The following is a 23,263-nucleotide window of genomic DNA, read 5'->3' as shown; positions in this document are numbered from 1 at the left end:
GCCCCGGCGGCTCCGGCATCGGACCCGCCGGCCCGCTGGCCGGTCCGGCTGAGCGGCGGGTCCGGCTGAGCGGCGGGTACGGCCAGGCGGTCAGGCGAAGAGGGCGAAATAGATCGCGATGTGGTGGCAGAGGGCGGCCACCAGGGTGCAGGCGTGGAAGAACTCGTGGTGGCCGAAGACGGTGGGCCAGGGGTTGGGCCGGCGCAGCGCGTAGAAGACCGCGCCGACGCTGTAGATCGCGCCGCCGACGATGAGCAGCACCAGCGCGGTCACGCCGCCCTGGTGCAGGATGTCGGGCAGCATCGCGACCGAGACCCAGCCGAGCGCCAGGTAGAGCGGCGCGGAGACCCAGCGCGGGGCGTGCGGCCAGACCAGCTTGAGCGCCACCCCGGCGATCGCACCGCCCCAGACCAGCGACAGCATGATCGTGGCCGGCCGGGGCTCCAGCAGCAGGACGCAGAACGGCGTGTACGTGCCGGCGATGAATACGAAGATCATCGAATGGTCCATCCGGCGCATGATCTGGTAGCCGCGCTCGGACCACACCCGGCGGTGGTAGAGGGCGCTGGTGCCGAAGAGCCCGCACACCGTCAGGCTGTAGATCACGCAGCTCACCAGGGGTGCCCAGCCGGGCCGGGTGGCGGCGATCGCGCTGAGCACGATCCCGCAGACCGCGGCGACGAAGAAGGCGTACGTGTGCAGCCAGCCGCGCATCCGGGGCTTGCCGATGTCGACCGGCTTGAGTCGAAGCGGTGCGGAGGTCGTCACGACATCAGGTTACGGCACCGTAGGTTACTTGCAAGTAGAGCGTCCGGTCCCGTGGGACGGCGCTCGGTCCAGCTCCGTGCCCGGCGACCGGTCGGGGAGGATGGCGGCATGCGGATCCGACCCGTCGGGGCGCACGCCCTGCTGCTCGACTGCGCCGCGCCGGCCCCGGGCGCCGGGGGGACCCGGGGCACCCTTGCGGCCGGCGATCCCGGGGCGGGCGCCGGCCTGGTCGAGGCGTGGCGGGCCGAGCTGTGGCGGCGGCGCGAACAGGGCGAGCTGACCGCCGTCGAGATCGTGCCGGCGGCCACCACCGTTCTGCTCGACGGCGTGCCCGACCCGGTGGCGACGGCCGCGCGGATCGCCGGCTGGGCGCCCCGACCGGCCGCCCCCGCCGGACCGACCACCGCCGACCGGATCGAGGTCCCGGTGACGTACGACGGCGCGGACCTGCCCGTCGTCGCCGGTCACTGGGGCGTGGACGTGGCCACGGTGGTCGAGCGGCTGGCGCGGACCGCCTTCCGGGTGGCCTTCTGCGGCTTCGCCCCCGGGTTCGCCTACCTGACGGGGCTCCCCGCCGAACTGGCGGTGCCCCGGCTGCCCAACCCCCGCCCCCGGGTGCCGGCCGGCTCGGTCGCCCTGGCCGGCCCGTACGCCGGCATCTATCCGGCGGCCTCGCCCGGCGGCTGGCTGCTGGTGGGGCGTACCGCCATGGCCCTCTTCGACGTGCGCGCGGACCCGCCGGCCCGGCTCACCCCCGGCGCCGAGGTGCGCCTGGTGGCCGGGTGACCGGGGCCGGGACGGTCGAGGTGCTCCGCGCCGGGGCGCTGACCACCGTCCAGGACCTCGGCCGGGCCGGGTGGGCGCACCTGGGCGTACCCCGGTCGGGCGCGCTCGACCCGGCGGCCCTGCGGCTGGCCAACCGGCTCGTCGGCAACCCGGAGTCCGCCGCCGGCCTGGAGATCACGATGACCGGCTGTGAGCTGCGGTTTCCCCGCGCCGCGACGGTCGCGGTGACGGGGGCCGACACCGCCGTCCGGGTCGGCCGCCGCCCCGGGGACGTGGGGCGGCCACTGTCGGTGCCGGCGGGCACCGTACTGCGGATCGCTCCGCCCCGCGACGGCCTGCGCAACTGGCTCGCCGTGGGCGGCGGGATCGCCGTTGAGCCGATCCTCGGCAGCCGCGCCACCGACACCCTCTCCGGGCTCGGTCCGCCGCCCCTGCGCGACGGCGACCTGCTGCCTCTGGGCGCACCCACCGGCCCCCCCGCCCCGGTGGACGTCACCGTCGCGGCGGCGGTCCCGGCCGAGCTGCGGCTGACGCTGCGACTCGGGCCCCGCGACGACTGGTTCACCGCGACCGCGCTCGACCGGCTGTTCGGCACCGCGTACGCGGTGAGCCCGGTGAGCAACCGGGTCGGCGCGCGGCTCACCGGCGCGGCGCTGCCCCGCGCGGTGGCCGGGGAACTGCCCAGCGAGGGGATCGTGCTCGGCGCGGTACAGGTGCCGGCGGACGGTCAGCCGCTGATCTTCCTCGCCGACCATCCGACCACCGGCGGATACCCCGTCGTCGGGGTGGTGGACGACGTGACCCCGCTCGCGCAGGCCCGCCCAGGGACTACGGTCAGGTTCCATGGACCTCAACGCTGACCTCGGCGAGGGATTCGGCATCTGGCGACTCGGCGACGACGGCGCGCTGCTGGACCTGGTCACCTCCGCCAACGTCGCCTGCGGATTCCACGCCGGCGACGCGTCCACGATGCGCCGGGTCTGCGAGGCCGCCGCCGCCCGCGGGGTCGCCGTCGGCGCGCAGGTGGGCTACCGCGACCTCGCCGGCTTCGGCCGGCGGCACATCGCGTACGCCTTCGCGGAGCTGCGCGACGAGGTCACCTACCAGCTCGGCGCGCTCGACGCGTTCTGCCGGCTGTTCCGCACCCGGGTCCGTTACCTCAAGCCGCACGGGGCGCTCTACCACGCCGCCGCCTGCGACGAGACCCAGGCGGCGGCGCTGGTCGCCGCGGTCGGCGACTACGACCACGAGCTGCCGCTGCTCTGCTCGCCCGGCTCGGTCCTCGCCCAGCTCGCCGCGGGGGCGGGGCTCCGGGTGGTCGCCGAGGGCTTCGCCGACCGGGGCTACCTGCCCAACGGCTCACTGGTGCCGCGCACCGCCCCCGGCGCGCTGGTCACCGACCCGGAGGAGGTGGCCGCCCGAGCCGTGCGGATGGCCACCGAGCGGACCGTCGTCGCCGTCGACGGGAGCGTCGTTCCGTGCCCGGTCGACTCGATCTGCCTGCACGGTGACGCGCCCGGCGCGGTCCGCTGCGCCGAGCTGGTCCGTGCCGCCCTCATCGACGCAGGCGTGCCGCTCACCCCGTTCGCATGAGAGGAAGGGCACCCGTCGCCCGGGTGGCCCAGGGCCTCTCCGCCCCCCTCAGGCGCCCGGCCCGCCTAGACACCGGGGCGTCAGGCGTCGAGGCCGCGCAGGATCAGCGGGAGGCGCGCGGCGGCGCCGTCGACCACCCGGACCGGGACGCCCCAGTCCTGGCGGGTCAGGTGGCACGCCGCGTGCTCGACGTCCGCGTCGCAGGTCGCCGCCTGGGCGGTCACCTGGAGCACGCCGGCGGTCACGTCGCCGTTCACCACCAGCCGGCGGGACAGCTCGGTCCCGGTCCCCGCGCCCTCGAGCAGCAGCTCCGGCGGGGACGCGGAGACCACCAGCCGCGTCGACGGGCCGTAGGTCTCGTCCAGCTTCTGCCCCGGCGCCGGGGTGAAGACGACGTCCAGGGTCACCTCGCCGGCCCCCACGTCGGTGGGCTTGCGCTCGGTGCGGTGCCGGGGCCCGTCCACCGTGCTCGCCCCCGCCGCGGAGAGCGCGCCCGGCGCCAGCCGGGTCAACCGGTGCGCGGCGGACTCCACCACCAGCACCTCGCCGGCCGGCGTCAGCACGAGGTCGCTGGGCTCGGCGAGCCCGTCGGCGACCGTCGAGACCCGGTCGCCCTCCGGGTCGTAGCGACGGACCGCGCCGTTGTACGTGTCGGCGATCAACACCGAGCCGTCCGGCAGCGCGCACACCCCCAGCGGGTGCTGGAGCAGCGCCTCCGACGCCGGCCCGTCGACGTGGCCGAAGTCGAAGAGCCCCTGCCCGACGGCGGTGCCCATGACGTCGTTCTCGACGTACCGGATCGCGCTGGTCTCGCTGTCGGCGATCCAGAGCCGGGCGCCGTCCGCGGAGACCGAGAGGCCGGACGGCTGCGCCATCCACGCCTCGGCCAGCGGTCCGTCGCGCAGCGCCTCGACGGTGGTGCCCGCGTACATGCCGGCGGTGCGCTTCACCGGGTCGAACCACCAGAGCTGGTGGATGCCGGCCATCGCGATGACGACCTTGTCGTCGTACCAGGCCAGGTCCCAGGGGGAGGAGAGGTCGACGGCGAGCGCGTCGTGCGCGTGGTCGTCGACCGTGGAGCGCCACTGCCGGCCGGTGCCGGCGACCGTGACCACCTCGCCGTCCGCGAGGCGTACGCCGCGCAGCAGGTGGTTGACGGTGTCGGCGACGACCAGGTCGTAGCCCGCCACCTCGGCGGCGTGCGCGGGCAGCAGGCAGAGCCCCTGAGGCTCGGAGAAGGTGGCCACCTCGGCGGGACCGTCGGCCCGCCCCCGGGTGCCGGCGCCGATCCGGCGGACCAGCGTCTCGCCGTCCGGGGCCAGCTCGGCCAGCGAGTGTCGGGCCGAGTCCGACACCAGCAGGTTGCCGTTCTCCAGCAGCACCGCCTTGCCCGGGAAGCGCAGGGTGGTCTCCGGCTCGGCCGGCGGGACGTACGGGCCGTCGCCCCGGTGCAGGGTGCCCTTCGCCTCGTGGGTGGCGATCAGGTCGTCGATGAGGCGGGCCAGCCCCTCGGCGTGCCCCTCCCCGGCCATGGTCGCCACCACGTAGCCCTCGGGGTCGATCACGGACAGGGTGGGCCAGGCGCGGGCCGCGTACTGCTGCCACATGTCCAGCTCGGGGTCGTCGAGCACCGGGTGGTGGACGCCGTACCGCTCCACGGCGGCGGCGAGCGCGTCCGGGTCCTTCTCGTGCTCGAACTTTGGCGAGTGCACGCCGATGACGACCAGCACGTCGCCGTACTTCTCCTCGAGCGGGCGCAACTCGTCGAGCACGTGCAGGCAGTTGATGCAGCAGAAGGTCCAGAAGTCCGCGACGACGATCTTGCCGCGCAGGTCGGACAGCTTCAGGTCCCGCCCGCCGGTGTTCAGCCAGCCCCGACCGCGCAGCTCCGGAGCCCGTACTCGTGCGCTCATGAGCCCAGTCTGCCGGACGCGACCGGCCGGGCCGGGCGGCACCCCGAGCGGGCTCGGTCACATCCCACGGGCGAGACGACGGCGGGGCCACGGTCTCCCGTGGCCCCGCCGTCGCGGTGTGGCTACTTGCCCGCCGGCTTCAGGCAGAGCACCCGGTTCGCCCCGTCGCCCGGGAGCACCACGTGCGGCTGGGCCGGATCGGCGCACTTGTCCTTGGCATCCACCTTGGAGACCACGGTGAAGGCGCCCGCCTCGCCGCAGTTCGCCGCTGCCGCGCCCTGGCCGGACTGCTTCACGCAGCTGCCGACTGCCGGATCGAAGGCCGGCGTCTCCTCCGCGCCGCCAACCTTGCCGAGCAGCATGAGCAGGCCCAGCGGCACCGCCAGGATCAGCACCGCGGCGACGAGCACCGCGGCCAGCACGCGCCCGTTGCGCACCTTGGGCGTGGGCGCCTCCGTCTTCGGCTCCGCGATCGGCTTGAACGAGTCGAACCGACCCTGGTCGCCCGGGTCACCCTGACCGCCCTGGCCGCCCTGACCGCCCTGGCCCCACGAGGGGCCGGGCTGCTGCCCGGGCGGCGGGAACGCCGGCGGGAAGGCGTTACCGGGCGCGGGCTCGGGCGTCGGGGCGGGCCCGTAGCCGGCTGCCGCGCCGACGGCGCCGCCGGCGGACGGCGCGCCGAAGTGTTCGGCGGGACGATCCGCGCCGCCGTGCGGCCGGACCCCGTTCACGGGCCGGTCGCTGGCCGGAGCGTCGACGAAGGACGGCACGCCCGGCGGGAAGGCCGGGGGCGCGGCCGGCGACGCCGGCGCGACCGGAGCGGCCGCGCCGAAGGCGGCCGGCCCCCGGTCCCGGTCGTCGAAGCGAGGCTCCGGCCCCTGGTCGAAGCGTGGCTCGGGAGCCCGGTCGAACCGGTTGTCCTGCTCGAACCGGGCGTCCGGCCCCTGGTCGAACCGGGCGTCCGGTCCTTGCTCGAACCGGGCGTCCGGCCCCTGGTCGAACCGGTTGTCCGGTCCCTGGCCGAACCGCGTCTCGGGTGCGTGGTCGAACCGGGGCGACGGTGCGTGGTCCAGCCGGTGCCCGTTCGGCTCGTCCTGCTCGGGCTCGTCCGCCGGTTCCGGGCGGGCCGGCCGGCCGTACACCCGGGGTTGGGGAGCGGGCGTGCCACCCGGTCGCAGGGCCTGGTCGGTCGGCGGCATCACCCGGCTGGCCAGCGGCACCGCGGCGCTCGCCGAGACGCTGCCGGCCGCCGGCTCGGCACCCTCCGGCGCCGGCACGGCCGCCCGTCCGCCCGACTCCGGCGAGGTGCGGGGCGCGGGAACCACCGGCCCGGCCGCGGCCTGCGGCTCGTCGTGCCGGGAACCGGCCTGCGCCCAGCTGGGCTGCTCCTGCTCGGGCGCGAACGGGGCCGGCGGGACGTAGTCGGCCGGCGGGGCGGCGGCGAGGCTGGCGCCGGGCACCCGCTGCTCCTGCGGGGGCAGCGGCACCGCGTTGGCCGGCGAGATGCCGGGGCCCGGGGCGGGCTGGTAGATCGGCGGCTCCTCGGCGCGGTCGGCCTCCCAGCCGGTGCCGGCGCGGCTCGCGGCGGGCTCCCCCGCCTCGGCGCGGCCCCACGCCTCGTCCGCCGACCAGGGCTCGACGTCCGGAGCGACCGGGTTGGCGGTCCGCTGCGGCAGGCTCTCCGCCGCGTTGCCCCACGCGGGCGGCCCGCCGTCGCCGGGAGCGGGAACGGCCGCCCGCCCGGGCGGGGTGGGGGCCGGCTCGGCCGAGCCCCAACCGTTAACGTCCCGCTCCTCGGGCTGCTGCGGCACCGACGCCGCGCCCCGGACCCGGGCCGACTCGTCCCGGCCCGGCCACTCGTCGCCCTGCGGCTGGTCGTCCTGGGGGGCGCCCCACGATCCGCCCGGCCGCTGCTCGGCGCCGGCGTTCCAGCCGGCCGGCGACTGGTCGTCCTGCTGGCCGGTGCCGGCCCAGCCGCCGGAGCGGTTCGGGTCGTCGTGCTGCGGCCGGTCGTCCGGGGCGGCGTCCTCGGCCCAGCTGCCGGCGCGGGCCTGGTCCTCCTGCTGTTGCCCGGCCGGCCAGCCGCCGGAGCGGGCGGGGTCCTGCGGGGGCTCGGTGTTCCAGCCGCCGGAGCGGGCGGGGTCGTCCTGGGCGGGCCAGGGCTGCGGCGCCGGGGCGGCCTGCGGGACCCGGGCGGCGCCGCGCGCGGCGGGCTCGGGGGGCGACCAGGCGGGGGCCGCCTGCTCGGCCTGGGCCCACGCGGGCTGCTCGTCCCGCTGCTCGGTGCCGGCCCAGCCGCCGGAGCGGTTCGGGTCGTCGTGCTGCTGTCCGGCCGGCCAGCCGCCGGAGCGGGCGGGGTCCTGCGAGGGCTCGGTGTTCCAGCCGCCGGAGCGGGCGGGGTCGTCCTGGGCGGGCCAGGGCTGCGGCACCGGGGCGGCCTGCGGCACCTGGGCGGCGCCGCGCGCGGCGGGCTCGGGGGGCGACCAGGCGGGGGCCGCCTGCTCGGCCTGGGCCCACGCGGGTTGGTCGGGGGCGGCGTGCGGCGGCGGGGCGGCCCCGGCCCACGCGGGACCGGCCTGCTCGCCCTGTGCGCCGGCCCAAGCCGGCTGGGGCTGGCCGTCGGCCGGGCCCCAGGAGGCGGGCGGGGCCTGGTCGGCCGGTTGTGGAGCCTGGCCGGCGCCCCAGGCGGGGCCGGGCTGCTGCTCGTTCTGCGCGGCCCAGGTGGGCGGGTTCGGCTGCCCCGACGGCGGCGGGGGCGCCCAGCCGAGGTCGGGTGCGCCGACGCCGTAGCCGTTGCCCTGCTGCGCCGGGCGGTCGCCGTACGGCGCCGGTCCGCCGGCGCCCGGCGACACCTCGTCCGGCTGCTGGCCGGGGTGGTGCGTGCCCTCGGACGTCATGCGTGCGCCTCCTCCATCACCTGTCGGCCGCCGCTGCCGATCGGTCTGCTCGGCAGGGTGGCCGGCGTCGCCGGTGTACCGGCCGTGCCGGCTCCCCGCACCGTATCCGGTGACCGCCCGAGGGCTTCCGGGGAGCATCGGCCGTCACTCCGCGTGGTCGGGTGTTGTCGAGTGGCTTCTATCGACTCGACCCGCTCCGGGCCGCGGGCGACGACCGAAGCCCACCGTACCGGGCGCTGCGGCGAGGTGGAATCCCGGTGTCAATCGGCGCGGAACGCCGATGGCCCACCCGGGCGGACCGGGCGGGCCATCGATCTGGAGGAGGTGAGGAAGGTTCTGGGCGTCAGCTCATGTGACGCTGGGCGATGGCGAGGATCTCTTCGCGGACCGCGGGCGAGTTGGCGGAGCGCAGCGCGTGCTCGATGGCACGGGCGCGGCGGTTGGCGTCGCGGCGGTTACGGATTCGCTCGATCATGCTCACGGGTCTCTCCTCCTGGCTATTCGGTTGTCAGCCCCTTGATGTCTCTATTCAAGCGCAAGACGGCCTCAACTTCCATCGATTATTAGGTGAGCTGGGACACGAGCCTAACGATCGAAGGTGGGCGGACTTCGGTGCCGACGTTTCTGTCGCCGAACGGACACGGCCGGTGTGCCGGGCGTTCACCCGTGGCACACCGGCCGTGGCTGGCGTCGAGACCGGTCAGGTCCAGGCGAGCAGCGCCGCCTCCGGGTCGGCCAGGAAGTCCCCGATGTCGCGCAGGAACTTCGAGCCCAGCTCACCGTCGATGATGCGGTGGTCGAACGACAGGCCCAGCGTGGTGACCTGGCGCGGGCGGACCTTGCCCTTGTGCACCCAGGGCATCTCGCGTACGGCGCCGAATGCCAGGATCGCCGACTCGCCCGGGGGCAGGATCGGCGTGCCGGTGTCCACCCCGAACACGCCGACGTTGGTGATCGTCAGCGTGCCGCCCGACATGTCGGCCGGCGAGGTCTTCCCGGCCTTGGCCGTCTGCACCAGGTCCGTCATCGCGTCCGCCAGCTCGCGCAGCGAGAGCCGGCCGGCGTCCTTGATGTTCGGCACGATCAGGCCACGCTCGGTGGCCGCCGCGATGCCCAGGTTGACGTAGTCCTTGACCACGATCTCGTCGCCGGCCCAGGTCGAGTTGACCATCGGGTGGCGCTTGACCGCCAACAGCACCGCCTTGGCGACCAGCAGCAGCGGCGAGACCCGCACGTCGCGCCACTCCCGCCGGTTGCGGAGCCGGTCCAGGGCCTTCATCGACCGGGTCACGTCGACGGTCAGGAACTCCGTGACGTGCGGCGCGGTGAAGGCCGAGCGGGACATGTTCTCGGCGGTGAGCTTGCGTACCCCCTTGACGGGGATGCGCTGCTCGCGGTCCGCGCCGAAGCTGGCCGCCGTGGTCGGGGCCGCCACCGCGAGCGGCTCGGCCGCCGCCGTGGCCCCGCTCGCCGCCCGCTGCACGTCCTCCCGGGTGATCGAGCCCAGCGGACCCGAGCCGGTCAGCGTGGACAGGTCGACGCCGAGATCCTTGGCGAGCTTGCGCACCGGGGGCTTGGCCAGCACCGGGCCGCCGGCCCGGCCGTGGCCGTTCGACGGCGCGGTGGTCACCGGCGGGGCCGGAACGACCGGGGTCGCCGGAGCGACCGGGGCCGCGGCCTGGGTCGGCACCAAGGCGGCATCCCTGCGCGGGCGCCGCTTGGCCGCCGTCGTCCGCGGGCCGTAGCCGACCAGCACGGCGGTACGCCCACCCGGGGCGGGACCGCCGATCAGGCCCGGCTCGACGGCGCCCTCGGTCGGCGCCACCTCGACCGCGGCCAGCGACGCCGCCGACGGGGTCGGCAGGTCGGCGGCCGGCGCACCGGTCGTGGACGGCTCGATCGGCCCGGCGCCCGGATCGGTGTCGATCGCGATGATCGGCGTGCCGACCTCGACCGTGGTCCCCTCCGGGTGGAAGATCGCCTGCACCTGGCCGGCCCACTTCGCCGGGATCTCGACGGCCGCCTTGGCCGTCTCCACCTCGACGATCGGCTGGTTCAGCTCGATGACGTCACCGACCTTGACCAGCCAGGCGAGGATCTCGCCCTCGGTCAGGCCCTCGCCCAGGTCGGGAAGGTTGAACTCCTTGATCCGCGACATGCCGCTCACCAGCCGAAGGTGCGGTCGACGGCGTCGAGCACCCGGTCGAGGTCGGGAAGGTACTCCTCCTCCACCCGGGAGGCCGGGTAGGGGGTGTCGAAGCCCGTCACCCGCAGCACCGGGGACTCCAGGGAGTAGAAGCACTGCTCGGTGATCCGGGCCGCGATCTCCGAGCCGAGGCCCAGGTTCCCCGGGGCCTCGTGGACGACCACGCAGCGACCGGTGCGCCGCACCGACTCGTACGCGGCGGTCAGGTCCAGCGGCGAGAGCGTACGCAGGTCGATGACCTCCAGCTCGCGGCCGTCCTCGGCGGCGGCGGTCGCCGCGTCCAGGCAGGTCCGCACCATCGGCCCGTACGCCAGCAGGGTGCCGTCCGTGCCGGGCCGGACGACCCGGGCGGCGTGCAGCGGGTACGCCTCCGACAGCGGGGCGTCCAGCTCGACCGGACCCTTCTCCCAGTAGCGCCGCTTCGGCTCCAGGAACACGATCGGGTCGTCCGAGGCGATCGCCTGCTGGATCATCGAGTACGCGTCCTGCGGGCTGGCGCAGCTCACCACCTTGAGCCCGGCGGTGTGGGCGAAGTACGCCTCCGGCGACTCCGAGTGGTGCTCGACCGCGCCGATGCCGCCGCCGAAGGGGATCCGGATGACCATCGGGATCTTGACCTTGCCCTGCGACCGGTAGTGCATCTTCGCCACCTGCGACACGATCTGGTCGTACGCGGGGTAGACGAAGCCGTCGAACTGGATCTCGCAGACCGGGCGGTAGCCGCGGATGGCCAGGCCGACGGCGGTGCCGATGATGCCGGACTCGGCGAGCGGGGTGTCGATCACCCGCTGGTCGCCGAAGTCCTTCTGCAGGCCGTCGGTGATCCGGAAGACGCCGCCGAGCTTGCCGACGTCCTCGCCCATGACGACGACCTTGGGGTCGTTCTCCAGGGCCCTGCGCAGGCCGGTGTTGAGGGCCTTGCCGAGGCTGAGCGTCTCCGTGGCCATCAGTGGGCGCTCCCCTCGAACGACTCCATGTACTTCGCGAACTGGGCCCGCTGCTCGTCGAGCTCCGGGGACCCGTTGGGGTAGACGTGGTCGAACATCGTCACCGGCTCGGGGTTGGGCATGGCGAGCACCCGCTCGCGCAGGTGCACCGACTCGGTGCGGGCCTGCTCGTCGACGGAGGCGAAGAAGTCGGCGTCGGCGATCTGCTGCTTCTCCAGGAACGCCTTCATCCGGGCGATCGGGTCCTTGGCCTGCCAGGCCTCGACCTCGCTGGCGATCCGGTAGCGCGTCGGGTCGTCGGAGGTGGTGTGCGCCCCCATCCGGTAGGTGTAGGCCTCGATCAGGCTGGGGCCCTGGCCGAGCCGGGCGTTGTCGAGCGCGTGCCGGGTCACCGCGTACGACGCGAGCACGTCGTTGCCGTCCACCCGGACGCCGGGGAAGCCGAAGCCGCCCGCCCGCTGGTAGAGCGGGACGCGGGTCTGCCGCTCCAGCGGCTCGGAGATGGCGTACTGGTTGTTCTGGCAGAAGAACACCAGGGGGGCGTTGAAGACGCTGGCCCAGACGAAAGCCTCGTTGACGTCGCCCTGGCTGGTGGCGCCGTCGCCGAAGTAGGCGATCACCGCCTCGCCGTCCTCGGTCCCGGTCTTGCCGTCCATGCTGACGCCCATGGCGTACCCGGTCGCGTGCAGGGTCTGCGCCCCGATCACGATCGTGTACATGTTGAACTTGAACTCGTTCGGGTCCCAGCCGCCCTGGTCGACGCCCCGGAACAGGCCGAGCGGCATGATCGGGTCGATGCCCCGGCAGTAGAGGACGCCGTGCTCCCGGTAGGTCGGGAAGGCCATGTCCTGGGTACGCAGCGCGCGCCCGGAGCCGACCTGCGCGGCCTCCTGGCCCAGCAGGCTGGCCCACAGGCCCAGCTCGCCCTGGCGCTGCAGCGCGGTGGCCTCGGCGTCGAGCTTGCGGACCAGCACGAGGTCGCGGTAGAGCCCGCGGTACTCCTCGTCGGTGAAGTCGACGCGGTATTCCGTCCCGTCCGGGCCGGTCGCGCTCTCGATGCGCTCACCCTCGGGGGTGAGCAGCTGCACCAGCTGCGGGTCGCCGGTCGCGCCCTTCCTGGAGCGGGGTGCGGCCCGCCGGCCGCGGCTGGAGACCCCGGGGTCGCCCTTTGCCATCCGTCTCTCCCTGTCTGTCTGCGTCGGCACCGGGGGGTCACCCGGCCGCGCAACTCGTGCGCCTGTCCGGCTGGTGCCGGACCGGTTCCTGGCGGCCGCGCCTAGCCCCGGTGGGGGTTGCCGCGCGGCGTGAAGCCGGATTCTGGCCGAACCCGGTTCGGGAGCGCCGGCGCCCAGCCGCGCCTGCCGCGGGGGTGCGCGGAGGTCGTGGCTGCGTTGCCGTCGTGGTCCATATTCGCATCACACGTGAGCGCGCCCACAGTACGCCCGCCCCGCACCGGCGGGCCGCCCGCTTCGTTACACGAAGCGCCGGGTGTCCGTTCCATCGACGCGCGGCCGATCCGGCGGTGGTTCGTCACCGTTCGGCCAGATACGCGTGTCGACACGCTGTGCGGGGTTGGCTGACGCAGCGTCACTCGGTCAGCCTGATTGTCGCGGGATCGCCCAGGTCGAGCGGTTTGCCGCTTCCCCCGCCCGGCCCAGCCGTGCTGTCGGGCGCCCGGTCGGTCGCCGTGGCGGCGACCGCCGCCGGACGGGTGGTCCCACCGCTTTCCCGCCCGGCGGGAGGCCGACGAGGAGGAGTGTGCGGTGTCCGATCCAGGTGAAGGCCCCGGTACCCCGTTCCTCGGCCGGCACCGCGTGGGCGGTTACCGCCGGATGGTCGGCGCGCACCGGGCACCCGGCTCGGGCGGGCCGCCCCGGGGTTACCTGTTCACCGTGGCGCTGCTCGCCGGCACCGCGTCGATGCCGATCCTCGCCGCGATCAGCACCGGCTCGGCCACGGTCGGCAGCACTGCCCTGCCGGACAGCGGCACCCCGTTCCTGCCGACGCCCTCCGTGGGACCGGTGGTGATCCCGCTGCCGGCGACGAGTCAGCCCGTGGTCACCCCGTCGACCCCGTCCCCCGCCGTGGCGACCCCGGGCGGTTGGCGGCCCGCCGCGCCGGCCCCGCGTACGCCGGTCGAGGTGCCGGAGCCGGGGTCGGCGGTGCGCCCGGCGCCTCCTCCCGCGCTGGCCCCGCCGCGCCCGCCGGCCGGCCGGCCGGTGCCGTTGCCCGTACCGAAACCGTCGCCCAGCCCGTCGCCGTCGCCCAGTCCGTCGGCCTCGCCGAGCCCGTCGCCGTCGCTCAACCCGTCGGCCTCGCCGAGTTCGTCGCCGGTGGTGACGGCGACCGGCTCGCCGACCGCACCGGACGCCGAGCCGACGGCCCGACCGACCTCACCGACGGCCGAACCGGGATCGTCGGCCGCCGTGCCCACGGGCGGGCCGAGTTCCGCCGCTCCGACGACACCCACTCACTGCCGGTCGCCGTCCCACGCCGGTCCGGGTGCCCACCGCCATCCGTCGCTTGACGCCCCGGCCGCGTCCGGTCATCCCTCGGCGCGGACGAGACCGGCCCCGTAGGCCAGGATGGTGGCCTGGACGCGGTTGTTGAAGCCGAGCCGGAGCGCGCGGTCCAGCCGGGCCGCCGGTGGATGGCCGGGGTGGCTCCGGGGCGGTGGCCCAGGGCGGAGCAGAGGTGGGGCGCTGAGCGGAACGGACGGCACGGGCGCAGGGCCCTCGGCCCGCCCGGCCGCCGTGCCGCGTCCCGGTCGCGCGCTGCGGCTCGCCCGGCTCGTCACCGAGCTGACGGCCCCGGCCGTGCTGGTCTCCCTGCTGACGGTGGCGGTCGGTTGGCACAGCGCCCGGGGCGTGCACGGGCTGGCCTGGGGGTTGCTCGCCACGCTCTTCGCCACCGGCATCCCGTTCGCGTACATCGTCGGCGGGGTGCGCCGGGGCCGGTTCACCGACCACCACGTGGGGGTCCGCGAGCAGCGCCGCGTCCCGCTGCTGTTCGGCCTCTGCTCGGTGGCCGCCGGTCTGGCCCTGCTCGCGGTGCTCGGTGCGCCCCGCCCGGTGCTGGCCCTGGCCGCCGCCGGCCTGGTCGGCCTGGTGGTCGCCGTGGCGGTGAGCCACTGGTGGAAGATGTCGATCCATTCGGCGGTCGCCGCCGGCACGGTGGTCGTGCTGGTGCTGACGTTCGGGGCGGCGCTGCTGGCGACCGCGCCGCTGCTCGTGCTCGTCGGCTGGTCCCGGGTCCGCCTGCGCGACCACACGGTGCCCCAGGTCGTCGCGGGCGGCCTGCTCGGCGCCCTGGTCGCGGGGGTCGTCTTCGCCACCCTGCGCTGAGCCGCCTCACGCTGAGCGGCCCCACGCTGAGCGGCCCGCCGGTCGGGCGTCCGCCGCTGAGCCGTGCGCCGGTCGGCCGCTCTCCGGCGGATCGTCCGCCGGCGCGGGCGGTCGGGCCGTCAGCCGCCGGGTCCGGCCATCGCCGCGAGGCGGCGGGCGAGCCGGGTGGCGGCCTCCCGCAGCTCCGGGGGCTCCAGCACCACCGCCTCGAAGCCGAGCCGCGCCACGTGCACGGCGAGCGAGTCCAGGTCTTCCCCGCCGACGACGAGCACGCACCACCCGTCGCCGTCCTCCTCGACCCGCCCCACCTGGGGTGGCACCAGCTCCCGCACCCGGTCGGCCCGGGCGCGCACCCGGACCCGGGCGAGATGCCGGTAGGGCGCCTCGGTAACGGATCGCCGCACGTAGGCCACCGGGTCGGGATGCTCCCTCGCCCGGAACCGCCAGGTCGTCGCCGTCACCGCGCGCATCCGGTCCAGCCGGAACGTGCGCCAGTCGGCGCGGTCGACGTCCCAGGCCATCAGGTACCAGCGGCGGCCGGTGGTGACCATCCGCACCGGCTCGACCGTGCGCTCGTGCTCCCCGCCGTCGCGGCCGGCGTAGCGGAACCGCACCCGGACGGCGTCGCGGCAGGCCCGCGCGAGCGTCACCAGCACCCCGGCGTCGATCTCGACGCCGGGGCCGACGAGGGTGTCGGTGGCGTCGTGCACCGCCCGCACCTCGGCGCGCAGCCGGGCCGGCATCACCTGGTCGAGCTTCGCGAGCGCCCGCAGCGCCGCCTCGCCGGCCCCGGCGACCGTGCCGCCCGACGCCAGTCGCAGGGAGACCGCCGTCGCGATCGCCTCCTCGTCGTCGAGAAGCAGCGGCGGCAGCCGGGTGCCGGCGCCGAGCTGGTAGCCGCCCCCGACGCCCGCCGTCGCGTGCACGGGGTAGCCGAGCGCGCGCAGCCGTTCCACGTCGCGGCGTACGCAGCGGTCGGTGACCCCCAGCTCGGCGGCGAGCTCGGCGGCGGTCCAGGACGGCCGGCGCTGCAGCAGCATCAGCAGCCGCAGGACCCGCTCGGTCGTCGCCTCGACGGTCATGCGGTCAGCGTTTCACAGATCGCGGAACGATCCTGTCCGCTATCTTCGGGAGCATGCGCCCATGACCGACCAACCCTGGAACCCGCTGCTCCGCGAGCAGCTCACCTGGCACTGGACCAACCAGCTCCGCGCCCGCCTCGACGGCCTCACCGACGACGAGTACTTCTGGGAGCCGGTGCCTGGCTGCTGGAGCGTGCGCCCGCGCGGCACCGGCACCGCGCCGCTGCGGGTCGGGTCCGGCGCGATGACCATCGACTTCGCGGTGCCGCAGCCCGACCCGCCACCGCTCACGACGATCGCCTGGCGACTCGGGCACGTGATCGTCGGCGTGCTCGCGGCGCGCAACGCCGCGCACTTCGGTCGCGCGCCCGCCGACTACGGGTCCTTCGAGTACGCCGCGACCGCGGCCGGGGCGCTGGCCCAACTCGACGCGGAGTACGCCACCTGGCAGGCCGGCGTCGAGTCCCTGGGCGAATCCGGCCTGTCCCGCCCGTGCGGGGCGGCGGAGGGGCCGTACGCCGAGCGTCCGCTGGCGGCGCTGGTGCTGCACGTCAACCGCGAGCTGATCCACCACCTGGCCGAGGTGTGCCTGCTCCGCGATCTCCACCTGCACAACCACCGAGACAACCGACAGGAGGCGAGCTGAGATGGCCCGCGACGTCCAGATCACGTTCGACTGCGCCGATCCGGCCGCGCTGGCCGCCTTCTGGGCCGATGCCCTCGGCTACCAGGTGCAGGGCCCGCCCGCGGGCTTCGAGTCGTGGGATGAGGCGCTGGACGCGATGGGCGTGCCGCCCGAGCGCCGCAACGACGCCTCGGCGGTGCTCGATCCCGAGGGCTCGGGGCCACGGCTGTTCTTCCAGCGGGTGCCGGAGGGCAAGCGGGCGAAGAACCGCGTACACCTCGACGTGCGGGCCGCTCCCGGGCTGACGGGCGACGCGCGGATGGCGGCCCTGGAGGCGGAGGCCGAGCGGCTCGTCTCCCGTGGCGCCACCCGACTCGGCCGCTTCGAGCCCGCGCCGCCGCTCGACGCCGGGCACATCGTGCTGGCCGACCCGGAGGGCAACGAGTTCTGCCTCGACTGACCGGCCGCGCGGCGGTGCCGCCCGCACCGGCCAGGCCGGCACCGCCGCCGAGCCGACGCTGTCACCGAGCCGATGCCGACGTAGCCCCGACGCCGTCACCAGCCGACGCCGCCGCCGAGCCCGCACCGGCGACCGGGCCTGAGGGGCGGGGGCCGAACGCTACCGGCGGGGCGGGGGCGGCTCCCGCCAGGCGGTGAGCGCGATGTGGGCCACGGCCGTCAGCTCGTCCGCCGTGGCGCCGTCGCGGGCCTGCACCGACATGCCCTGGACGATCGCGCCGAAGTACCGGCTGAGTGCCTGCGGGTCCGCGCCACGGTCGAGCGTGCCCGCGGCCTGGGCGCGCCGGAAGTAGTCGGTGAGCAGACCCAGGGTCGTGTCGCGCCGGCCGGCGACGGCGCGGGCGACGGGGTCCGACTGCGGCGGCAGCTCGAGCGCCGCCGTGGAGATCATGCACCCACCCGGGCAATCGGCGTCGGTGAACTGCCGTGCCGCGCCGAGGAGGAACTCCGCCAGCCCGGCGCGATCGGGGACCTCCCGGCTGAGCGCGGCGTTCGTGTGCTGCCCGACGCTCGCGACGTAGTGGTCGAGGCAGGCCGCGTACAACCCGGCCTTCGAGCCGAACGCGTGGTAGATGCTCGGCGGGTTCAGGCCCGTGGCGGCCTGCAGCATCGCGAGACTGGCGCCCTCGTAGCCGTGCGCCCAGAACACCTGCGTGGCCTGCTCCAGGACCTGCTCCTGGTCGAAGGACCGGGGTCGGCCCGGCCCCCGCTTCCCGCTTTTCATAGCGACCACTATAGTAGTCGCCAGTTTCTGTAGTGACTGCTACAAAAGGAGGGGTCATGGGGCGATCTGTGCTGGTGACGGGAAGTTCGCGGGGGATCGGCCGGGCCATCGCGGTGGCGCTCGCGGACGCGGGCGCGGAGGTGGTCGGGGTCCACTACACGCGCGACGAAGCCGCCGCCCGGGAGACCGCGGAGCTGGTCCGCCGGTCCGGCGCGGTGCCGGTGCTGGTCCAGGCGGGCTTCGACGCGGACGGCGCGACCACGGCCGAGCGGCTCGCCACGGCGTTCCTCGACCAGGTCGAACAGGCCGTCGGACGCCGCGAGGTCGACGTCCTGGTGAACAACGCCGGCATCGGCGAGCCGCAGGGGCTGGGCTCGATCGACGAGGAGACCTACCGGCGGGTGGTGGAGGTCAACCTCACCGTCCCGCTCTTCCTCACCCAGGCGCTGTGGCCGCACATGCGCGACGGCGGGCGGGTGGTCAACATCTCGACGGGCTACACCCGGATCGCCGCCCCGACGCATCCCGTCTACTCGGCGACGAAGGCGGCGCTGAACGCGCTGACGCTGGCCCTGGCCCCGACCCTGGCCGCCCGCGGCATCACCGTCAACGCCGTGCTGCCCGGCGTCATCGACACCGACATGAACGCCGGCTGGCTCCAGGGCGACGCCCGGGAGTCGGCCGCCGCGCTGTCGGTGTTCAACCGGGTCGGCACCGTCGACGACGTGGCCGACGTGGTGCGGTTCCTCGCCTCGGAACAGGCCCGCTGGGTCACCGGCCAGGTCGTCGACGCCACCGGCGGCTCGGCCCTGTGACGGCTCCGGGCGCCCTGACGTAGGCGTACGTCAGGGCGCCCGGAGCGCGGGAGCCGTCAGGCGCCGTCGTCGGCCAGGCGGTGCCGGTTGGCCTCGATCCACGCGTCCAGGGCGGCCGGGTCGTCCGGGTCGACGCCGTCGGCCATCAACTGGGCGACGGCGGCGGTGGCGGGGCTGCGCCGCTCGCCCGTGCTGTAGAGGCGGGCGAACTCCGGCACCATCTCCTCGATCGCCGTGTCGGTCTGCGCCGCCGCCCGTTCGGGCAGCCCACGCTTGCGGGCGGCGTACGCGGCCCAGGCCCGCAGCACCCGGGGCAGCAGGGCGGCGTCGTCCATGTCCAGCACCGCTCGCCGATGCACCCAGTCGAGCAGGAACAGCCCCGCCACGGTGGGGCTCCACCGCATCGGGTCGGCGTCCGGGAAGCTGGCCGCGTGGTCCAGCAGCAGGCTGAGGCAGAAGTGCAGCGAGGCCAGCTCCGCCCCGTCGACGGCGTCCAGGCCGAACCGGGCCGCCTCGGGCGAGGCGAGGAACCGGCGGACCAGGTCCGTGCGCTCGGCGGCGGTGAGCGGTTCGACGGCGGGCGCGGGGGCCGCCTCGGCGCGGTGGGGCAGCCGGGCCAGCCGGGCGCCGAGCAGGGCGCGGTCGGTCGCCAGCGAGCCCTCCCCGGGCAGCTCGCTGAGCGCGTCGGTGATCGCCAGGTGCCGGCTCACCTCGGCGTGCATCCGGTCCGGCTCCTCGTCGCGGAACCAGGTCAGCTCGTCCCCGTCGCACATCTGGCGGACCTGCCCGAGGATCCGCTCGGGCGGCCCGCCGACGAAGACGTCCTTGGTGATGCCGATGTTGTGGTCGAGCAGCGTCACCACCGCGTGCGCCGGCCCGCCGGCCGGGTCGTCGTACGCGAAGGTCGCGAGGTAGGAGGTCTGGTCGCCGTACACGTCGCCGTAGGACCAGCAGCCGGTGAGGTGCACCCGGCCGAGGTGGGCGGCCCAGTCGGGGGCGGCGGCGCCGGGGCGGATCCGGGCGGCGCCCTCGGCGTCGGGCACCAGCGCGGCGAAGACGGGGCGGATGGTGGTGGCGGCGGCCGAGCGGCGGCGGGAGGTGGCGGCCAGGAAGCCGGCCACGAAGTCCCGGACGGCGGCGTCGCGGTCGGTCTCCGCGACCGCGTAGACGCTGCCGAGCAGGGCCGCGCCGAGCATCTCCGCGTCGAGGGCGTTCTCCAGCTTGGCCACGTCGCGGGCGGCGTGCAGCACCGCGTCGTACGGGGTCTGAGGCGTTCCCATCCACCGACCCTACGCTGCCGCCCGGCTCGGGACGGCACGAGCGACCCGAGCGTCGCCCGCGTCGCGTCGCCCGCACGACCGTCCTGAGGCTGGCCGTCGGCCGGGATTCCCAGCTCAGCGGCCGGCGGCGTCCTCCAGGGCCGCCCGGGCCTCGGCGTAGGAGGCGAGCACCGCGCGGACCGGGGCCAGCACGTACTCGTCGCCGACCGCCGCCACCGCGTCGGTGAGCCGTCGCTCCGCACGGCGGCGGGCCCGGTGGGCCGCCCAGCGGAGGACCGGCCTGGTCAGGGCGGCCACCAGCAGCCCGGCGAGCAGGCCGCCCAGGAACAGCAGGGTGGGCAGCGGCACCTCGCCCACGGCCGGGTCGTCCAACGCCGGCAGACCCAGCGCGCGCAGCGCGTAGCCGAGCGCCAGCCACCCGAGCCCGGCCAGCGCGGCCAGGGTCACCAGCCACTGGAGGCCACCGACGATCCGCCACCAGAGCGGCCGTCGGTCCATGCCGAGGTCGGTGCCGGCGACCGCGCGGTCCAGAGCGTCCGGCAGGTCCCCGAGGCGGGACCGGGCGGCGGCGGTCACCGCCGCCGGCCAGGAGGCGGGCAGGTCGCTGCCCGCCCGGTCGGCCACCGACCGGATCGCCAGGCCGAGCGCGGAGCGCTGGGCGGCGGTGGGGTCGGGCACCGAGGTCGCGGCGACCAGGCTCTCCGCCGGCTCGTCGCGGTCGGCGGCCGGGCCGGGCAGGTGCAGCCGGCGCAGCGGGTCGGGCCGCAGCCGGCGCCAGCCCCGGACCAGCGGCCAGCCGGTGGCCGCGCCGCCCCGGTGCCGGTACGCCCGCTCGACCGCCTCGGCGACCGCCGGCACCCCGGCCGCGCCGGCCAGCGCCCGGTGCAGCGCGGTGCCGGCGGCGTCGTCGGGCCCGGCGGCCGGCGCGGCGCTCCCGACCAGCTCGTCGAGCCCGGCCACCACGGCGTCCACGTCGCCCTGGAGGCGGCGCAGCGCGGCCTGCCGCTCGGCCACCGTCCGTTCCAGTGCCTCCCGCAGCCCGACCATGCCCGCCGGGTCCACGGCGGTGGTGGCCAGCAGCGGCACGCCGTCCAGGCCGTCCGCGTCGAGCAGCCGGCGCAGGTCGGCCAGGACCCGGGGCAGCTCGGCCGGGGGCAGCCGGTCGGCCTGGTTGAGCACGACCAGGGTGACGTCGCGGTGCCGGTGGAACTCGCGCAGGTAGCTGGTGTGGATGACGCGGTCGGCGTACTTCTGCGGGTCGACCACCCACACCACGAGGTCGACGAGGCCGAGCAGCCGGTCCACCTCCAGGCGGTGGGACCGCTGCACCGAGTCGAAGTCGGGCAGGTCGAGCAGGATCAGCCCGTGCAGGGCGGACTCGTCGTCGCCGTCGAGCACGCTCTCCCGCACGAACCGGTGCCGGGGCAGCACGCCGACCCAGTCGAGCAGCCGGTTGCCGCCGTCGAGCGGCCCCCAGACGCAGGCGTGGGTGACGCCGGTGGTGGGGCGGCGCACCCCGACCGGGGAGAGTTCCATCCGGGCGAGCGCGTTGAACAGGCTCGACTTGCCGCTGCCGGTCGCGCCGGCGAGGGCCACCACCGTGTGGTCGCGGGAGAGCGCCAGCCGGGTGCCGGCCCGCTCGACCAGGGTGTGCGCCGGCACGAGCCGCGAGTCCGGCAGGTGGCCGTCGACGACCGCGAGGAACCGGCGTACGGCGTCGAGGCGGGCGATCAGCGCGTCGGCGTCGACCCGCCGGTCACCGCGGAACGCCTCGCGCATGCGCCCGACGATGTTCGTCATGACTCTCCGCCCTCGGTGCCGGGGAGGCTCGCGGCGTCCGTGTCGGCGAGGCCGCTGCGGTGCCGCGCGATCTCCACCCGGTTGGCGGCCCGGCGCAGCGCCTCCGCGGTCTCCGCGGCGGGCCGGGACTCCGCCGTCCGGGCCAGGTAGCGGGCGGCCTCGTCGTCCAGCAGCGCCCGCACCCGGTCCAGCAGGTCGGCCCGGGCCTTGGCGGCGAGCGTACGCACGGCCTGGTCGCCGAAGATCGCCTGGAGCACGGTCTGCGCGGCGACCGTGGTGCCCGCCCCGGTGGCGACCTCCAACCCGGTCGGGATGAACGCGGTCGAGGCGAACACGGCGATCATGACAACGAGCCCCGTGGCGTTCACCGCGTACGCGGCCGTCCGGGCCACGAAGCGCCGGTCGCCGCCCTCGACCCGGACCAGCTCCAGCACGCCGCGCTGCCACTCCCGGACCAGCCGCTCGGCCCGCTCGGGCAGGTCGCCGGCGGGGTGGGCGAGCCCCGGTTCGAGCAGCGCCGCCCCGGCGGGATGCGCCTTCCACCCGGTGTACGCGTTCTCGGCCGCCTCGGCGGCGACGCCGCGCAGCAGGGTCACCAGCTGGGACTCGATGGCCTCGCGCAGCTCGGAGGCGGGCGCGGGACGGCCGGTGACCGCGGCCACCACCCGGTCACGGAGCCGCCCGATCCGGGCCTCCAGGGTGCGGAAGAACTCGCCGGTGCCGACGAACTCCTGCCAGCGGGCGAGCACCTCGCCACGGAGCAGCCGGCCGTCCTTCAGCCCCTGCTCGACGGTCCGGTGCGCCCCCCGGTACGCGGCCCGCACCCGCTCGTCGAGCGCGTCGGCGGCGGTCACCTGCTCGTCCGCGGCGTCGGCGAGCTCCTCGGCCGCCGGGCGCAGCGCGGCGAGCGCGCCGTCGAGGGTCTGCCGGACCACGGCCGCCCGGGCGTCGGCGTCGGCGGCCAGCCGGGCGAACCAGGTGGAGAGCGGCGCGGTGACCCGGTCGGGCAGCAGGCCCTGGCCGTCGACCCAGGTCTCCGGCAGTACGAACAGCGGGGCCGCGCCGAGGCCCTGCGCGGCCAGCATCTCCGACAGGTGGGCGGCGATCTCGTCGGCCGCCTCCGGGGGCACCCGGTCCAGCACCATGGCGATCACCGCGCCCCGGGCGCGGGCGCTGCGCAGCAGCTCCCAGGGGACGGCGTCCGCGTAGCGGGCGGCGGTGGTGACGAAGAGCCAGAGGTCGGCGGCGGCCAGGAGTTGGCCGGCCAGGGCCCGGTTGGCGTCGACCACCGAGTCGATGTCGGGGGCGTCGAGGAAGGCCAGCCCGGGCGGCAGGGCCGGGGCGGTGACCAGTTGCAGGGTGCGCGGGTCCTCGCTGGGCTCGGTGGTGCGGGTGAGGCCGGGCAGCAGCTCGCCCTGGCGGAACCAGCCGGAGTCGGCCGGGCTGCACACCAGCACCGGGGAGCGGGTGGTGGGCCGGAGCACCCCGGCGGCGCTCACCCGAGCCTGCACCAGGCTGTTGACGAGGGTGGACTTGCCCGCGCCGGTGGACCCGCCGACCACCACGAGCAGCGGCGCGTCGAGCCGGCGCAGCCGGGGGAGCAGGTAGTCGTCGAGCTGGTCGGTGAGGCTGCCGGCGGCCCGTCGGGCGGGCTCGGCGGAGGGCAGTGCCAGCGGGAACCGGGCCGCCCCGATCGCGGCGCGCAGGCCGGCCAGCGCGGCGGGCAGGCTGTCGTCCCCGGTGGTGGCGGGCCGGTCCTCCCCGGCGTCCGCGGGGCCGGTGCGGGCTGCGACGGTGGGCGCGCCGGCCTGGGTGGCGGAATCGCCGTGCGTCGTCACCGCTAAAGCGTGCCCGACCGACGCAAGGGAAAACAACCGGTCGGTAGCAACCGTGACTTGCGTCGGGTCGGCTCAACCTCGACTTGACGATTTCCCGGGGCGTGGCACTATTGAGTCAAGTTCACT

The 23,263-nt window shown here is 75.9% G+C and carries 20 protein-coding genes; 7 read left to right on the top strand and 13 right to left on the bottom strand.

The window, feature by feature from the left end:
* Positions 1–90: 90 nt before the first annotated feature.
* Positions 91–768 carry a hemolysin III family protein gene (locus ACGF7U_RS18515; protein ID WP_393108094.1) on the bottom strand — a complete coding sequence of 226 codons (678 nt, stop codon included), beginning with the start codon at positions 766–768 and terminating at the stop codon, positions 91–93.
* A gap of 108 nt (positions 769–876) precedes the next feature.
* Between ACGF7U_RS18515 and ACGF7U_RS18510 the strand changes: the two genes are divergently transcribed.
* Genes ACGF7U_RS18510 through ACGF7U_RS18500 form a run of 3 tightly spaced genes read left to right on the top strand, consistent with a single transcriptional unit; the run spans position 877 to position 3,147 of the window.
* The gene (locus ACGF7U_RS18510) at positions 877–1,554 is read left to right on the top strand and encodes an allophanate hydrolase subunit 1 (protein ID WP_393108092.1); all 678 of its coding nucleotides are present in this window, start codon (positions 877–879) and stop codon (positions 1,552–1,554) included.
* Entirely contained in the window at positions 1,551–2,414 is an 864-nt protein-coding gene (locus tag ACGF7U_RS18505) for a biotin-dependent carboxyltransferase family protein (protein ID WP_393108090.1), read from the top strand. The genes ACGF7U_RS18510 and ACGF7U_RS18505 overlap by 4 nt, the downstream gene beginning before the upstream one ends.
* On the top strand, positions 2,398–3,147 hold the full coding sequence (locus tag ACGF7U_RS18500; RefSeq protein ID WP_393108088.1) for a LamB/YcsF family protein: 750 nt from the start codon (positions 2,398–2,400) through the stop codon (positions 3,145–3,147). Before ACGF7U_RS18505 ends, ACGF7U_RS18500 begins: the two co-directional genes overlap by 17 nt.
* An 80-nt stretch (positions 3,148–3,227) precedes the next feature.
* On the opposite strand, the gene ACGF7U_RS18495 is transcribed toward ACGF7U_RS18500, so the two are convergent.
* The 7 genes from ACGF7U_RS18495 to ACGF7U_RS18465 form a co-directional block, all read right to left on the bottom strand.
* Complete coding sequence (locus tag ACGF7U_RS18495) at positions 3,228–5,060, bottom strand: NHL domain-containing thioredoxin family protein (RefSeq protein WP_393108087.1); 1,833 nt, start codon at positions 5,058–5,060, stop codon at positions 3,228–3,230.
* Positions 5,061–5,182: 122 nt separating this feature from the next.
* Entirely contained in the window at positions 5,183–7,957 is a 2,775-nt protein-coding gene (locus ACGF7U_RS18490; protein WP_393108085.1) for a hypothetical protein, read from the bottom strand.
* 343 nt (positions 7,958–8,300) lie between these two features.
* Positions 8,301–8,438, bottom strand: coding sequence for a hypothetical protein (locus ACGF7U_RS18485; RefSeq protein WP_165947779.1), 138 nt, complete (start codon positions 8,436–8,438; stop codon positions 8,301–8,303).
* Between the two features lie 219 nt (positions 8,439–8,657).
* Positions 8,658–10,115 carry a dihydrolipoamide acetyltransferase family protein gene (locus ACGF7U_RS18480; RefSeq protein ID WP_393108630.1) on the bottom strand — a complete coding sequence of 486 codons (1,458 nt, stop codon included), beginning with the start codon at positions 10,113–10,115 and terminating at the stop codon, positions 8,658–8,660.
* Positions 10,116–10,120: 5 nt separating this feature from the next.
* Entirely contained in the window at positions 10,121–11,110 is a 990-nt protein-coding gene (locus ACGF7U_RS18475) for an alpha-ketoacid dehydrogenase subunit beta (protein ID WP_393108083.1), read from the bottom strand.
* Entirely contained in the window at positions 11,110–12,285 is a 1,176-nt protein-coding gene (gene pdhA, locus ACGF7U_RS18470; RefSeq protein ID WP_393108081.1) for a pyruvate dehydrogenase (acetyl-transferring) E1 component subunit alpha, read from the bottom strand. Before pdhA ends, ACGF7U_RS18475 begins: the two co-directional genes overlap by 1 nt.
* An 872-nt stretch (positions 12,286–13,157) precedes the next feature.
* Positions 13,158–13,580: a hypothetical protein gene (locus ACGF7U_RS18465; RefSeq protein ID WP_393108079.1), complete on the bottom strand. Its 423-nt coding sequence runs from the start codon at positions 13,578–13,580 to the stop codon at positions 13,158–13,160.
* Between the two features lie 283 nt (positions 13,581–13,863).
* Between ACGF7U_RS18465 and ACGF7U_RS18460 the strand changes: the two genes are divergently transcribed.
* Positions 13,864–14,454 (top strand): phosphatase PAP2 family protein, encoded by a 591-nt coding sequence (locus ACGF7U_RS18460; protein ID WP_393108077.1) that lies wholly within the window; start codon positions 13,864–13,866, stop codon positions 14,452–14,454.
* 119 nt (positions 14,455–14,573) lie between these two features.
* Here the strand turns inward: ACGF7U_RS18460 and ACGF7U_RS18455 are convergent, their stop codons facing one another.
* Positions 14,574–15,536, bottom strand: coding sequence for a helix-turn-helix transcriptional regulator (locus tag ACGF7U_RS18455; RefSeq protein ID WP_393108075.1), 963 nt, complete (start codon positions 15,534–15,536; stop codon positions 14,574–14,576).
* 61 nt (positions 15,537–15,597) lie between these two features.
* Here ACGF7U_RS18455 and ACGF7U_RS18450 point away from each other — a divergent pair, with 61 nt between their 5' ends.
* Together ACGF7U_RS18450 and ACGF7U_RS18445 are read left to right on the top strand one after the other, a co-directional pair.
* Complete coding sequence (locus tag ACGF7U_RS18450; RefSeq protein ID WP_393108073.1) at positions 15,598–16,182, top strand: DinB family protein; 585 nt, start codon at positions 15,598–15,600, stop codon at positions 16,180–16,182.
* Position 16,183: 1 nt separating this feature from the next.
* Positions 16,184–16,621 carry a VOC family protein gene (locus ACGF7U_RS18445; protein ID WP_393108071.1) on the top strand — a complete coding sequence of 146 codons (438 nt, stop codon included), beginning with the start codon at positions 16,184–16,186 and terminating at the stop codon, positions 16,619–16,621.
* 159 nt (positions 16,622–16,780) lie between these two features.
* Here ACGF7U_RS18445 and ACGF7U_RS18440 read toward each other — a convergent pair whose 3' ends face one another.
* Positions 16,781–17,404 (bottom strand): TetR/AcrR family transcriptional regulator, encoded by a 624-nt coding sequence (locus ACGF7U_RS18440; protein WP_393108068.1) that lies wholly within the window; start codon positions 17,402–17,404, stop codon positions 16,781–16,783.
* A gap of 56 nt (positions 17,405–17,460) precedes the next feature.
* Between ACGF7U_RS18440 and ACGF7U_RS18435 the strand changes: the two genes are divergently transcribed.
* Entirely contained in the window at positions 17,461–18,219 is a 759-nt protein-coding gene (locus tag ACGF7U_RS18435) for an SDR family NAD(P)-dependent oxidoreductase (RefSeq protein WP_393108066.1), read from the top strand.
* Positions 18,220–18,275: 56 nt separating this feature from the next.
* Here the strand turns inward: ACGF7U_RS18435 and ACGF7U_RS18430 are convergent, their stop codons facing one another.
* The 3 genes from ACGF7U_RS18430 to ACGF7U_RS18420 all read right to left on the bottom strand — a co-directional run bounded on the left by ACGF7U_RS18430 (position 18,276) and on the right by ACGF7U_RS18420 (position 23,137).
* The gene (locus ACGF7U_RS18430) at positions 18,276–19,499 is read right to left on the bottom strand and encodes a hypothetical protein (RefSeq protein WP_393108064.1); all 1,224 of its coding nucleotides are present in this window, start codon (positions 19,497–19,499) and stop codon (positions 18,276–18,278) included.
* 114 nt (positions 19,500–19,613) lie between these two features.
* Positions 19,614–21,299 carry a GTPase gene (locus tag ACGF7U_RS18425; RefSeq protein WP_393108062.1) on the bottom strand — a complete coding sequence of 562 codons (1,686 nt, stop codon included), beginning with the start codon at positions 21,297–21,299 and terminating at the stop codon, positions 19,614–19,616.
* Positions 21,296–23,137, bottom strand: coding sequence for an ABC transporter (locus tag ACGF7U_RS18420; protein WP_393108060.1), 1,842 nt, complete (start codon positions 23,135–23,137; stop codon positions 21,296–21,298). Before ACGF7U_RS18420 ends, ACGF7U_RS18425 begins: the two co-directional genes overlap by 4 nt.
* Positions 23,138–23,263 lie beyond the last annotated feature (126 nt).

It is taken from the genome of Micromonospora sp. NPDC047670 (genome assembly GCF_043204915.1).
Taxonomy (GTDB): Bacteria; Actinomycetota; Actinomycetes; order Mycobacteriales; family Micromonosporaceae; genus Micromonospora.
This window is presented reverse-complemented; position numbering and strand designations above follow the sequence as displayed.